We start from the raw sequence: 13,788 nt of genomic DNA, 5'->3' as shown, positions 1-13,788 counted from the left end.
GGACGAGATCGGCGACCCGCCGCAGCCAGCCACGCGGCGACGTCGTCACGTAACGACGTCGGGCCCGGTGCGTCCGGTATGGCGGATGATTCCGGCGATGGCGTCCGCCGCCGTGACGATCTCCTCCAGCATCGTATTGGTGTCGCCCTCGATCGCGTCCGGTTCGAACCGTTCGAGATAGACGCGCAAGGTCGCGCCGCTGGTGCCGGTGCCCGACAGGCGGAACACGACGCGACTGCCGCCTTCGAACAGCACGCGGACGCCCTGATTGCGGCTGACCGAGCCATCGGTGGGATCGTGATAGGCGAAGTCGTCGGCGGTCTCGACGGTCAGGTCGCCGAACCGCTCGCCCGGCAGCGTCGTCAGCCGTCCACGCAGTTCCGCCATCAGCGCATCGGCCCGCTCGCTCTCGACGCCTTCGTAATCGTGGCGAGCATAGTAGTTGCGGCCATAGGTCGCCCAATGATCGCGCGCGATGGCATCCACCGACTTGCCCGTCGCGGTCAGGATGTTGAGCCAGAGCAATACGGCCCACAATCCGTCCTTCTCGCGGACGTGGTCGGAGCCGGTGCCTGCGCTTTCCTCACCGCAGATCGTCGCCATGCCGGCGTCGAGCAGGTTGCCGAAGAACTTCCAGCCGGTCGGTGTCTCATAGGCGGGGATACCGAGTTTCGCGGCAACGCGATCGGCGGCGGCGCTGGTCGGCATCGATCGCGCAATGCCCTTCAGTCCGTCTTTGTACCCCGGCGCGAGATGCGCATTGGCGGCGAGCATCGCCAAACTGTCCGACGGCGTGACGAACCGGCCGCGCCCGATGATGAGATTGCGATCGCCGTCGCCATCCGATGCCGCCCCGAAATCGGGCGCGTCGGGGGCCATCATCGTCTCGTACAATTCATGTGCGTGGACGAGGTTGGGGTCGGGATGATGGCCGCCGAAATCGGGCAAGGGCGTGCCGTTCCGAACCGTGCCCGGTGCGAAACCCAGCCGGCGTTCGAGAATTTCGGTGGCGTAGGGGCCGGTGACCGCGCTCATCGCGTCGAACGCCATCGTCAGTTTCGCCGCGCGGATCGCGTCGAAATCGAACAGCTTTTCCATCAGTGCGGCATAGTCCGCCACGGGATCGACGATCTCCACGATCATGTCGCCGACGCGGATTTCGCCAGGTGCGTCGAGATCGATGTCGTCCGCTTCCACCGCGCGCCAGCGGTCGATCGTCAGCGTGCGGGCGTGCAGCGCCTCCGTCACCTTTTCCGGCGCGGGGCCGCCATTGGCGATGTTGTACTTGATGCCGAAATCCTCATCCGGCCCACCGGGATTGTGGCTGGCCGACAGGACGAGCCCGCCCAGCGCACCCCGGATGCGGATCAGGTTGCTGGCGGCGGGGGTTGACAGGATGCCGCCTTGCCCGACGATCGCCCGCGCGAACCCGTTCGCGGCAGCGATCCGAATCGCGACCTGGATCACCTCGCGGTTCAGAAAGCGGCCGTCGCCGCCGATCACCAGCGTTGCGCCGTCCTTGCCGTCGATGACGTCGAACACCGACTGGACGAAATTCTCCGCATAATTAGGCTGTTGGAATATGCGGACCTTCTTGCGAAGGCCGGAGGTACCGGGCTTCTGGTCGGAATAGGGCGTCGTCGGATAGTCGCGGATCATGCCGGCTCCATCAGGTCGTGATAGAGCGAAGCATAGCGCCGTCCGCTCTCCCGCCAAGAGAAGTCGGCCGCCATGCCGTTGCGCTGCAGCCTCCGCCATGTGTCGGAGCGGGCGTAGAGATCGATCGCGCGGCGGATCGCATGGCGTAGCGCATCGGGGGTGACGCCGTCATGGACGATGCCGGTCGCGACCCCGGCGGCCAGCGCCGCCTCGTTCGCGTCGATCACCGTGTCGGCAAGTCCACCGGTACGCGCGACGACGGGAACGCAACCATAGGCGAGGCCATAGAGCTGCGTCAGACCGCACGGCTCGAACCGCGACGGGATCAGGATCGCATCCGCGCCCCCCTGCAACAGGTGCGAAAGTGCCTCGTCATAGCCGATACGAACGCCGATCCGGCCGGGGTGCCGCGTAGCGGCGGCGAGGAATGCCGCTTCGAGCGATTTGTCGCCTGAACCCAGCAAGGCAAGTCGCCCGCCGCTCGCGACCAGATCGTCGAGCAGGTCGACAAGGACATCCATTCCCTTCTGCCACGTCAGCCGGCTGATGACGGTGAAGATCGGACCGTCCGCCGGAGCCAGGCCGAACGTCGTTTCGACCGCATTGCGATTGACGGTGCGATCGTCCAGCGTGGCGGCGGTATAACGTGCAGGCAGTGCAGCATCGGCGGCGGGGCTCCAGACGGCGGGATCGATGCCGTTGACGATGCCACTGACGCTGGCCGCGCGCGTGGCGATCAACCCTTCCAGTCCCATGCCGAATGTCGGATCGCGGATTTCGCGGGCATAGGTGGGGGAGACGGTGGTGATCGCATCGGCGGCCTGCAATCCCGCCTTCAGATAGCCGAGCGCGCCGTAATATTCGACGCCGTGGATGCTCGCCATCCAGTCAGGCAGGCCGAGTGCCGGGAACAGGCTCAGGTCGAACCGCCCCTGGAAGGCGATGTTGTGGACGGTCATCACCGTCTTTACCGGCAGATCCAGAGCGCGGACATAGGCGGGGGCAAGGCCCGCCTGCCAGTCATGCGCATGGAGCAGTGGGAAACGATAACCCGGTACGACCCCGCCCGCGATTTCCGCTCCGGCACGGGCAAGGGCGGCGAAGCGGCGCCAGTTGTCGTCCCAGTCGCGACCGCCCGTATCGCCATAGGGGCCGCCGTCACGGCCGAACAGGGCGGGCGCGTCGAGGATCAGCAACGCGTGTTCGCCAAGGCTGGCCTCCACCAATCGCGCCTCAGCACCGATCAGGTCCGGCCATCGATGTACTTCGCGCCCGCCCCGGATCATGGGGGCCAGCGCGGGATAACCCGGCAGCAACGTGGTGAGCAGATAGCCATGCTCCCCCAGCGCGGCCGGCAGCGCGCCGACGACATCGGCCAGTCCGCCGGTCTTGACGAGAGGATAAGCTTCGGACGCGAGCGACAGGACGGGCGTCGCCGATCCCCCTCTTGGTGAAAGAGGGGGCGATGCCGGCGTCGTCACGCGTCCAGCCGGTCGATCATCGGCTGGGTAATCAGGCAGACGCCCTTGTCCGTCCGGCGGAAGCGAGCGCCGTCGAGTACCGGATCGTCGCCCACCACAAGGCCATTGGGGATTCTCACGCCCGCATCGATCACCACCCGCCGCAATCGTGATCCACGGCCGATATGGCAGTTGGGCAGCACCACCGCTTCGTCCAGCATCGAGAAGCTGTGCGCCCGGGTGCCGGTGGACAGCAGGCTGCGGTTGATCGAGGCGCCCGACACGATGCAATTGCCCGACACGAGGCTGGCGACCGCCGATCCCCGCCGGCCGTCGATGTCATGGACGAACTTGGCCGGCGGCGTGATCTCCGAATAGGTCCAGAGCGGCCAGCTGTTCTCGTAGAGATCGAGTTCGGGCACCACGTCGGTCAGGTCGAGATTCGCCTCCCAATAGGCATCGATCGTGCCGACATCGCGCCAGTAGGAACCCGGTTCCTCCGAGGAACGGACGCAACTCGCGCTGAAACGATGCGCCTGCGCATGGGCCTGCTTGACGAGATGGGGGATGATATCCTTGCCGAAATCGCGACTCGATCCCGGCGTCGCGGCATCGCGGCGCAGTTCCTCGAACAGGAAGCGGGTCGCGAAGACGTAGATGCCCAGGCTGGCGAGCGCGATGTCGGGGCTGCCGGGAATGGCGGGGGGATCGGCCGGTTTCTCGATGAAATCGACGATGCGATCATTTTCGTCGACATGCATCACGCCGAAGCCGGTCGCCTCCATCCGCGGCACTTCCATGCACGCCACCGTCACGTCGGCACCGCTGTTGCAGTGCTGCTGCAACATGATCTCGTAATCCATCTTGTAGATATGGTCGCCGGCCAGGATGACCATAAATTCCGGCGCATAGCTTTCGATGATGTCGATGTTTTGGAACACCGCATCGGCGGTGCCCTCATACCACTGAAATTCCGACACACGCTGGCTGGCCGGCAGGATGTCGAAGCTTTCGTTGCGTTCGGGGCGCAGGAAGTTCCAGCCACGCTGAAGGTGGCGGATCAGGCTGTGCGCCTTGTATTGCGTCGCCACGCCGATCCGGCGGATGCCCGAATTGATCGCGTTGGACAGGGCGAAATCGATGATCCGGCTTTTGCCCCCGAAATAGACCGCGGGCTTGGCGCGCGTGTCGGTCATTTCAAACAACCGGCTGCCGCGACCCCCGGCCAGCACATAGGCCATCGCATCGCGTGCAAGCGGCTGGCCCCGACGATGATCCACGGTCACTCTCCCGTTATGGCCTGTTATGGCCCATTATGATTGCCCGGTTCCGGTCCGGGATCGGCGTTGCTGCCGCGACTGTGCGGTAGCGCCGATGCCCGGACAAGACCGGCACGCGATTATCCTTCATATTCCAGCATGACGGTCGCCAGCGGGGGCAACGTCACCCAGGCCGCGCCATCCTTCGCCTCGACGCCGCCCATGTTGCCGAGCCCCGATCCCCAATAGTCCGCGGCATCGGAATTCATGATCTCGCGCCAGCGGCCGTCATGGGGCAGCGGTATCCGATATGGCGCGCGCGCGATCGGCGTCATGTTGGCGATCACCGCCACCGGCTTTTGTCCCGGCGCCTTGCGCAGCCACGCGAAGACCGAATTGGCGGCATCGTCGCCGACCAGCCATTCGAATCCCTCCGGCTCGCAATCGCGCGCATGCAGGGCGGGCGTGTCGCGATACAGCCGGTTGAGATCGCGGACGAGATTGCGCACTCCCTCGTGCGCCGGGCTGGCGCGCAGATGCCAGTCGAGCCCGCGTTCCTCGGACCATTCGCCCCGCTGGGCAAATTCCTGCCCCATGAACAACAGCTTCTTGCCGGGATAACCCCACATGAACGCGTAATAGAGGCGGAGATTGGCGAATTGCTGCCAGTCTTCACCCGGCATCTTGGCAAGGAGCGATCCCTTACCATGCACGACTTCGTCATGGCTCAGCGGCAGGACGAAATTCTCGGAATAGGCGTAGACGAGCCCAAAGGTGATCTCGCCATGATGGTGCTGCCGGTGGAGCGGATCGCGCGCCATGTACTGGAGCGTGTCGTGCATCCAGCCCATATTCCACTTGAACCCGAAGCCCAGTCCGCCATCCCGTTCGCCGGGGGCAGGCGCCGGGCTGGACACGCCGGGCCACGAAGTGGATTCCTCGGCGACGGTGAAGATGCCGGGATGCTCGCGGTACACCGCGCGGTTGGCGGCACGCAGGAATTCCACCGCCTCCCAATTCTCGCGACCGCCTTCCGCGTTGGGAATCCATTCGCCGGCGTTGCGGCTGTAGTCGCGGTACAGCATCGACGCGACCGCATCGACGCGCAGCCCGTCGAGATGATAGCGTTCCGCCCAGAACAGCGCGTTGTTGACGAGATAGCTCGACACCTCGCGCCGCCCGAAATTGTAGATCGCGGTGTTCCAGTCGGGGTGATAACCCTGACGTGGATCGTCATGCTCGTAGAGCGCAGTGCCGTCGAACCGGATCAGGCCGTGCGGGTCCATGGGGAAATGGGCGGGCACCCAGTCGAGCAGCACGCCGATTCCCGCCTGATGCGCACCGTCGACGAAGCGGGCGAACCCCTCGTGATCGCCGAACCGCGCCGACGGGGCGTAGAGCCCGGTCGTCTGATATCCCCATGATGGATCATAGGGATGTTCGGTGATCGGCATGAACTCGATATGGGTGAAGCCCATCTCGACGACATAGGGGATCAGCTTGTCGGCCAGCGCATCCCAGCTGAGGAACCAGCCATTCTCGTCCTTGTCCCACGACCCGGCATGGACTTCGTAGATCGACACCGGCACCCGGCGCGGATCGACCGAGGCCCAGTGCGCGCGGTGGCCGTCGTCTTGCCACACATGCTGCATCGGCCCGGTGGTGAGCGAGGCGGTACGCGGGCGCAATTCGGCGGCGAAGGCGAACGGATCGGCCTTTTGCGGCTGCAACCGGCCGTCTGACCCAAGAATCTCGAACTTGTAGGCATGACCCGCGCCAAGATCGGGCAGGAACAGCTCCCAGATGCCGACCCCGCCGCGCCGTCGCATCACATGGCGGCGGCCGTCCCAGCTGTTGAAATTTCCCACCACCGACACCCGCCGGGCGTTGGGCGCCCAGACCGCGAAATGGGTGCCGGTCGCACCCTGATGCCCGATCAGATGGGCGCCCATCTTGTCCCAGAGGCGCAGATGGGTGCCCTCGCCGAACAGATATTCGTCTGTTTCGCCGAGCACCGGGCCAAAACTGTACGGATCGGTGACGGACCATTCCGATCCGTGCCCGCGCGCCACATAGCGCACCGGCTGCGGATCGCCGGCGATCGGTCCCTCGAACAACCCCTCGCCATCGGGGCCGGCATGGCTCGCCACGGCGAGGATGCCTAATGAGGCGCCCGACAAGTCGAAGGCCTCCACGGTTTCCGCACCCGGTATCCAGGTGCGGGCGAAACTCCCCTCAGGCCCGGAAAACACACCCAGGAGCGAGAAGGGGTCGTCGTGACGCCCTTCCATCAGGGCGGAGATGGCGTCACTCGGTGGGTTCACATGATTCCCCAAATTTCCCTGGCATATTCGCCGATCGTTCGATCAGACGAGAACCAACCGACGCGGGCGACGTTCCGGATCGTTGCCGCATTCCATTCGGGACGGCTCGACCAGCGGCGGTCCACCTCGCGTTGCGCGGCGGCATAGCTGTCGAAATCGGCCGCGAGCATGAACCAGTCGCCGTCATACAAACCGGCCATCAGCCCCTTGTACCGATCGGGATCGTCGGGGGAAAAGACGCCCGATGCGATGTTGGCCAAGGCCTGCGCCAGTTCGGGCGATGCCTCGATCGCCTCGCGCGGATTGTAGCCACCGGCACGCTTGGCTGCGACCTCGTCGGCGGTCATACCGAAGATCACGATGTTCTCCGCGCCGACATGGTCGCGGATTTCCACATTCGCGCCGTCCAGCGTGCCGATGGTCAGCGCGCCGTTCATCGCGAACTTCATGTTGCCGGTGCCCGATGCCTCCATGCCGGCAGTGCTGATCTGTTCGGACAGATCGGCGGCCGGGATGATCTTCTCCGCGAGCGAGACATTGTAGTTGGGGACGAACGCCACCTTCAACAGTCCGCCGATCGCCGGATCGGCATTGATCCGGCGCGCGACGTCGTTGGCCAGTTTGATGATGAGCTTGGCGTTGTGATAGCTCGACGCCGCCTTGCCCGCGAACAGCTTCACGCGTGGCACCCAGTCGCGTTCGGGGTGGCTGCGGATCTGGTCGTACAGCGCCACCGTCTCGATCAGGTTGAGCAACTGGCGCTTGTATTCGTGGATACGCTTGATCTGCACGTCGAACATCGCGTCGGGATCGAGGCGGACCCCCATCGTGCCCTTCAGATACTGCGCCAGCGCGACCTTGTTCGCGCGCTTCACCGCAGCGAACTTCTGCTGGAAGGCGCTGTCGTCGGCATGGGCGGCCAGCGCGTCGAGCTTGGTCGTGTCGTCGCAGAACGCGTCGCCGATCGTCTCGCGGATCAGGCCGGTCAGGCCCGGATTGCACTGTTGCAGCCAGCGGCGCGGGGTGATGCCGTTGGTCTTGTTGTTGATCCGGTCCGGATACAGCTTGTGCAGATCGGCGAACACCGTCTGCTTCATCAACTGGGTGTGGAGCGCGGCGACGCCATTGATCGAATGGCTGCCGGCGAATGCCAGGTTCGCCATCCGCACCCGCCGCTCACCGCCCTCGTCGATCAGGCTGATCGCCTTGATCGCCGCATCGTCGCTGCCCGCCGCCCGCGCCTCGCGCAGCAGGCGGGCGTTGATGGCATAGACCAGCTGCATGTGACGCGGCAGCAGCCGCTCGAACAGCGGCAGGGGCCAGCTTTCTAGCGCCTCGGGCAGCAATGTGTGGTTGGTATAGCCGAACGTCTTCTTGGTGATCTCCCATGCCTCGTCGAACCCGAGATCGTGGAAGTCGAGCAGCACCCGCATCAGTTCCGCCACCGACACCGCCGGATGGGTGTCGTTCAGCTGGATCGCCGCCTTGTCGGGCAGGGTGCGGATGTCGCCGAAATACTGGACGTGGCGACGCACGATGTCCTGGATCGACGCGGACGAGAAGAAATATTCCTGCCGCAGCCGCAGTTCCTGACCCGCCGCGGTGGAATCGTTGGGATAGAGGACGCGGGTCAGCGTCTCCGCGCGCAACTGTCCCGCCAGCGCCCCGGCGAAATCGCCCGCGTTGAACCGGTCGAGTTGCAACGGATCGATCGCCCGTGCGGTCCACAGTCGCAGCGTGTTGACCCGCTTGCCGCGCCAGCCGACCATCGGCGTATCGACCGCGATCGCCTCCACCGCCTCGCCGACCTTCCAGTGGATATGGCCGCTTTCGCTGCCGACCACCTCACCGCCGAAACCGACGAAATAGGCGCTTTCCCGCCGCTCGAACTCCCACGGATTGCCGTGCTGGAGCCAGTTTTCCGGCAGTTCGACCTGGAACCCGTCGTCGATCCGCTGCCGGAACATGCCGTTCACATAGCGGATGCCATAGCCATAGGCGGGCAGGTCGAGGCTCGCCATGCTTTCCATGAAGCACGCCGCCAGCCGGCCGAGGCCACCATTGCCCAGCGCCGCATCCGCCTCGATCTCCTCGATTTCGGCAAGATCGACGCCGAGCGAGGCCAGCGCGCGGCCGATCTCGCCGGTCTGTCCCAGATTGGCGAGCGCGTCGCGCAGCAGTCGGCCGATCAGGAATTCGAGGCTGAGATAATAGACGCGCTTGGCGCCCATCGTATGCGCCTCGCGGGTGGAGGCCATCCACTTCTCGATGATGTCGTTGCGCACGGTCAGGATGGTGGCGGCCAGCCAGTCGTGAGGCCGCGCGGCGCGCCGGTCCTTGCCGATGCGATGGACGAGCGTTTCGAGGATGGCGTCGGCCAGTGGATCGGCGTCGGCGACGGGCACGGCAGGAACGGAAGAGGCCAAAAGGGGTATCCCGAATAATTGGTCCGGATCGGTGTGTACCGCGGCGGCGCCGAAGTCACGCCCCATTCGTATGCGCCGCCGTCACAACATTCCGTAAAGCAGCGTGCCGTTCAACCCGATGATGATGCCTGCGATTCCCCAGGCCAGTAGCCGCAGCCAGATCGGGCTGGCGAATTCGCCCATGATGTCGCGCCGGCCGGTGAACGCGACCAGCGGCACCACCGCGAAAGGCAGTTGCAGGCTGAGGATCACCTGGCTCAATACCAGCAACTGCGTCGCCCCGGCATCGCCGCTGGCGCCCACCACCAGTACCGCCGGCACGATCGCCAGCGCCCGCGTGACCAGCCGCCTCGCCCAGACGGGCAGGCGGATGTTCAGGAACCCCTCCATCACGATCTGCCCGGCGAGCGTCCCCGTCACGGTGGAGTTCTGGCCCGAGGCGAGCAGCGCCACCGCGAACACCACGCTCGCCGCCCCCAGTCCCAGCGAGGGGGCGAGCAGACGGTATGCCTCGTCGATCTCCGCCACGTCGGTGCGGCCGGCGGTGTGGAAGGTGGCGGCCGCCAGGATCAGGATCGCGGCGTTGATGAAGAAGGCGAGGCCGAGCGCGATGGTGCCGTCGATCGTCGCCATTTTCGCCGCCTCGCGCTTGCCGGCGCTGTCCTGTGCGAAGGCGCGGGTCTGGACGATCGAGGAATGGAGATACAGGTTGTGGGGCATCACCGTCGCGCCGAGGATGCCGATCGCGATATAGAGCATCGCGGGATTGGTCAGGATCTCCGGCGTCGGCACCAGTCCGCCTGCCACCGCCGCCATGTCCGGCCGGGCGAGGATCAGTTCGAAGACGAAGCAGCCCGCGATGATGACGAGCAGGGCGATGATGAACGCCTCCAGCTTGCGGAAGCCATAGCGTTGCAGCGCGAGGATCAGGAACACGTCGACCGCGGTGACGATCACGCCCCAGACCAGCGGCAGGCCGAACAGCAATTTCAGCGCGATCGCGGTGCCCAGCACCTCCGCCAGATCGCAGGCGATGATCGCGATCTCGCACAGCAGCCACAGCATGACCGTGACGGGTTTCGAATAATGCGCGCGGCATGCCTGCGCCAGATCGAGCCCGGCGGCGACGCCCAGTCGTGCCGACAATGCCTGCAACACCATCGCCATCAGGTTCGACAGCAGCACGACGGACAACAGGGTGTAGCCGAAGGCCGAACCGCCGGCGATGTCCGTCGCCCAGTTGCCGGGATCCATGTAACCGACCGCGACGAGATAGCCGGGGCCGGCAAAGGCCAGGAAACGCCGGAAGATTCCCCCGGCGGGGGGCAACGCGATGCTCCGGTGGCTGTCACCGAGCGAGCGGGAGGTGGTCGGGATCATCGACGGGGGTCCTGCCGGATGCGGGCGGGGCGGGCAACCCCGTGTGAAACCTTGTGGGACAAGCGTTTTTTCCGTCCCATTGCCTTTCGCCGCGGGCCACGACAAAAACAATCGATGCGCACCAACCTTCTGTCGCTCGTCGCGGCGATCGCCCTCGTCCCCGCCGCCGCCGATGCGGCCACGCCGATTGCCGGCCGCTGGCTGACCGAGGAGAAGACGGCGGTGGTGACGATCGCCCCGTGCGGCACATCGACCTGCGGCCGGATCACCCGCCTGCTCAAGGGGCCACCATCCGGCCCGCCGGTCGACTCCAGCAATCCCGACCCCAAACTGCGCGACCGGCCGATCGAAGGGCTGGTGATCCTGACCGGTTTCACCGACGGCGGCAGTGACTGGCGCGGCCGGATCTACGATCCGAAATCGGGCAAGACCTACAAATCCATCCTGAAGCACGAGGGGGACGGTTCGCTGAAGGTGCAGGGCTGCATCGCCTTTTTCTGTCGTACGCAGCGTTGGACGCCCGCGCGCTGACCGTATCGGTTGCGATGCGCGACACCGCCGTCTAGGCGGGCCGTGCGATGGCATCGACATCTTACACGGCTTCGTCGGACCGTCGTCGGGCGACCGCCATGGTGCTCACCGTCCTCGCGCATCTGCTGTTGTTGTGGTTGCTGCTGCGGATCGCCCCCCACCTGACGCAGCGGGCGCAGGACGGCGCGCTGACCACCTTCGACGTCAGCACCAACCCGGCGGCGAGCATCGCCGGATCGCGGGCGACCACCGCCAGCCGTGCCACCCGCAGCGGGGGTGCGCCGCCCCGGGCACAGCGGGCGGAAACACCGCCCGCTGCATCGCTGCCGCCGCCACCGCCGCCACCGCCGCTTCGCAGCCCCAGCGAGGCGCCGCCCATCACGATCCCCGGCCTGTTGCCGGGTGGCGAGGCGCTGTTCGCCGCCAGCGGCCGTGCCATGAGTACGCGCAGCGCCAATGCCGGCAGCGGCGCGGGTGAGGGCCGGGGGGCGGCCACCGGCAGCGACAGCGGCAACGTTGCCGGGCCGGGTGAGGGGCCAGGCGGGCAGCGGCTCTACCGGGCCGAATGGTATCGCCGACCGCCACGTGGCGCGCTGGCCGCCTATCTGCCGCGCGGCGCGCCTGCTGGTGGGTGGGGGGTGATCGCGTGCCGGACGATCGAGGATTATCAGGTCGAAAACTGCCGGGTGCTGAGCGAATCCCCGATGGGGTCGGGCATCGGGAGCGCGATGCGGCAGGCGGCGTGGCAGTTCCGCGTGCTGCCGCCCCGGGTTGGCGGGCGGGCGATGATCGGCACCTGGGTCAGCATCCGCTTCGACTTCACCGAGAAGCCGGACGACTGATCAACTCGACAGCTTCATCAGCACCAGCCCGCCGACGATCAGCAGCGCCGCCACTATTCGCATCGGCGTCGCCGCCTCCCCGAAGACGATGATCCCGATCACGAACGCCCCGACCGCGCCGATGCCGGTCCAGATCGTATAGGCCGTCCCCAGCGGCAGCGACCGCATCGACCATGACAGCAGTGCGAAACTTACGATCATTCCGCAGATCGTCACCACGCTGGGCCACAGCCGCGAGAAGCCGTGCGACTGTTTCATCGCCGTTGCCCACACTATCTCGAAACAACCCGCGAGTATCAGCGATATCCATGCCATGCGACAGCCTCCTTTCAGGCTGCCGGGCCGTCCCGGTCTTGAATTGCCCGAAACGGGGCGGGAACGTGGTCGCCGCCGGACAGGTATAGGATGATGTTGCTTGGATTTCAATCACATGCCGGTCATCCCGTAAAGCCAATTCAAGGCGGGTGAGCAACGGTTATTATATTGCTGACAGATTTGGTGAATGTCATATCAACTATATAACAATCATTATTGTCATATTCTGGGATAAATTAACCGAAATACGAAATTTCAAAGCATCGTTTCGCCGGATAGAAGGCTGCAACACACAAGTTCGTGTCTGCGGTATTACGGAGAAAACAGATGAAGTCGTTCGCTTATGCAGTAGCAGCCGTCGTCGCACTGTCTGCCGTTCCGGCGGCGGCAGCGCCTATTCTGGTCAACAGCAATGCGGATGGCTTTGTCGTTAAAAACGACGCCGCCGGTAATTTCACACTGAGCGGTGGTGACAATCAGACGGCCTTGGCCGGCTCCACGATCTATGCCGATATCGCCACCTTTACCCAGACCATCTTCGGTACGTTCGGGTACAGCACGGTCGATGGAGCCAGATATGACACGGCCGGCTACATCGTGAAGGGCAACCGCGTGCAGTTGACGAACGATGGTGGGCAGAAATCCCAGAATGGAGGTTTCTCGTTCCTCGTCAATGCCGGTGACGAATACGGATTCTATGTCGACACGACCGACAATGTCTATGGCCGCGGCAATATCGCGGTGATGAGCAACGCCTTCGCCGCCGCTGTGCCGGAACCAGCCACCTGGGCGATGATGTTCCTCGGGTTCGGCATGATCGGTGCCGCCGTTCGTTATCGCCGCCGCGCAAACATTGTGTTCGCCTGAAACCGCGCACTATTCCCCGATAGGGGCACCGGGCGCTCGTCGGCGTCCGGTACCCCTTGTCCCACGGGTCATGACGACCGGGTCACACCGGCGCTGTATCCGGCCCCGCGCCATAATGATGCCAGGTGAAGATCGCCAAGGCGCCGCGGTGCGGGCGCCATGCTTCGGCCAGTGAGCGGACCAGTTTTTCCGAGGGGCGGGTATCGTGCCCGAAGATACGCCCTATTTCGATCTGGACGGCGAGATCGCCCGCCGGCCAGATGTCGGGGCGGCCCTCTGCGAACAGCAGATAGACTTCCGCCGACCAGCGGCCGATGCCCTTGACCCGCACCAGTTGGGCGATCGCCTCCTCGTCATCCTCCGCCAGCGCATCAAGGGGTAAGCGACCGCTCGTTACCTCGTCGGCGAGGCTTTTAGCGTAACCGGCCTTCTGGCGCGACAGACCGGCGGCGCGCAACGTCTCGTCGCTGGCCGCCGCAACGCGGACGGGATCGCTGGCATCGCCCAGCATCCCGTCCAGTTTGCGCCACACGGCATTGGCAGACTGCACGCTGACCTGCTGGCCCAGAATCGTGCGTAACAGCGTGGCATAGCCACGTTCGCGCAGGCGCGGTGCGGGGTAGCCGATGCGGGCGATGGCGTCCGCGATCGCCGGCTCGGTAAGGGCAAGTGCGTCGAGACCCGCTTTCAACTGTTCCGCACTCAGCCCCATGATCGTTGATTCC

11 protein-coding genes are annotated in these 13,788 nt (G+C 65.2%); 3 read left to right on the top strand and 8 right to left on the bottom strand.

Annotated elements, in window-relative coordinates; genetic code table 11:
• Positions 1-45 precede the first annotated feature (45 nt).
• The 6 genes from ABD719_RS07050 to ABD719_RS07025 all read right to left on the bottom strand — a co-directional run bounded on the left by ABD719_RS07050 (position 46) and on the right by ABD719_RS07025 (position 10,508).
• Positions 46-1,659 carry an alpha-D-glucose phosphate-specific phosphoglucomutase gene (locus ABD719_RS07050; protein ID WP_344692660.1) on the bottom strand — a complete coding sequence of 538 codons (1,614 nt, stop codon included), beginning with the start codon at positions 1,657-1,659 and terminating at the stop codon, positions 46-48.
• On the bottom strand, positions 1,656-3,140 hold the full coding sequence (gene glgA, locus ABD719_RS07045) for a glycogen synthase GlgA (RefSeq protein ID WP_344692659.1): 1,485 nt from the start codon (positions 3,138-3,140) through the stop codon (positions 1,656-1,658). Before glgA ends, ABD719_RS07050 begins: the two co-directional genes overlap by 4 nt.
• Positions 3,137-4,399: a glucose-1-phosphate adenylyltransferase gene (gene glgC / locus ABD719_RS07040; RefSeq protein ID WP_344692658.1), complete on the bottom strand. Its 1,263-nt coding sequence runs from the start codon at positions 4,397-4,399 to the stop codon at positions 3,137-3,139. Before glgC ends, glgA begins: the two co-directional genes overlap by 4 nt.
• Before the next feature lie 119 nt (positions 4,400-4,518).
• On the bottom strand, positions 4,519-6,702 hold the full coding sequence (gene glgB, locus ABD719_RS07035; protein ID WP_344692657.1) for a 1,4-alpha-glucan branching protein GlgB: 2,184 nt from the start codon (positions 6,700-6,702) through the stop codon (positions 4,519-4,521).
• Positions 6,699-9,128 (bottom strand): glycogen/starch/alpha-glucan phosphorylase, encoded by a 2,430-nt coding sequence (locus tag ABD719_RS07030; protein WP_344692656.1) that lies wholly within the window; start codon positions 9,126-9,128, stop codon positions 6,699-6,701. The genes glgB and ABD719_RS07030 overlap by 4 nt, the downstream gene beginning before the upstream one ends.
• A gap of 81 nt (positions 9,129-9,209) precedes the next feature.
• Entirely contained in the window at positions 9,210-10,508 is a 1,299-nt protein-coding gene (locus ABD719_RS07025) for an Nramp family divalent metal transporter (protein WP_192123778.1), read from the bottom strand.
• A gap of 114 nt (positions 10,509-10,622) precedes the next feature.
• On the opposite strand from ABD719_RS07025, the gene ABD719_RS07020 reads away from it, so the two are divergent.
• Both ABD719_RS07020 and ABD719_RS07015 read left to right on the top strand, forming a co-directional pair.
• Positions 10,623-11,039 (top strand): DUF2147 domain-containing protein, encoded by a 417-nt coding sequence (locus tag ABD719_RS07020; protein ID WP_344692655.1) that lies wholly within the window; start codon positions 10,623-10,625, stop codon positions 11,037-11,039.
• Between the two features lie 98 nt (positions 11,040-11,137).
• Entirely contained in the window at positions 11,138-11,881 is a 744-nt protein-coding gene (locus tag ABD719_RS07015; protein WP_344692654.1) for a hypothetical protein, read from the top strand.
• Here ABD719_RS07015 and sugE read toward each other — a convergent pair whose 3' ends face one another.
• A complete protein-coding gene (sugE, locus tag ABD719_RS07010; protein WP_344692653.1) occupies positions 11,882-12,196 on the bottom strand; it encodes a quaternary ammonium compound efflux SMR transporter SugE in 315 nt (104 codons plus the stop codon).
• A gap of 327 nt (positions 12,197-12,523) precedes the next feature.
• Between sugE and ABD719_RS07005 the strand changes: the two genes are divergently transcribed.
• Entirely contained in the window at positions 12,524-13,063 is a 540-nt protein-coding gene (locus ABD719_RS07005) for a PEPxxWA-CTERM sorting domain-containing protein (protein WP_344692652.1), read from the top strand.
• Between the two features lie 82 nt (positions 13,064-13,145).
• Here ABD719_RS07005 and ABD719_RS07000 read toward each other — a convergent pair whose 3' ends face one another.
• Positions 13,146-13,775, bottom strand: a complete 630-nt coding sequence (locus tag ABD719_RS07000) for a DNA-3-methyladenine glycosylase family protein (RefSeq protein WP_344692651.1) — start codon at positions 13,773-13,775, stop codon at positions 13,146-13,148.
• Positions 13,776-13,788 lie beyond the last annotated feature (13 nt).

Source organism: Sphingomonas cynarae, from assembly GCF_039537815.1.
Lineage (GTDB): Bacteria > Pseudomonadota > Alphaproteobacteria > Sphingomonadales > Sphingomonadaceae > Sphingomonas > Sphingomonas cynarae.
The sequence above is the reverse complement of the archived record's forward strand: the minus strand, read 5'-3'. Positions and strand labels throughout refer to the sequence as shown.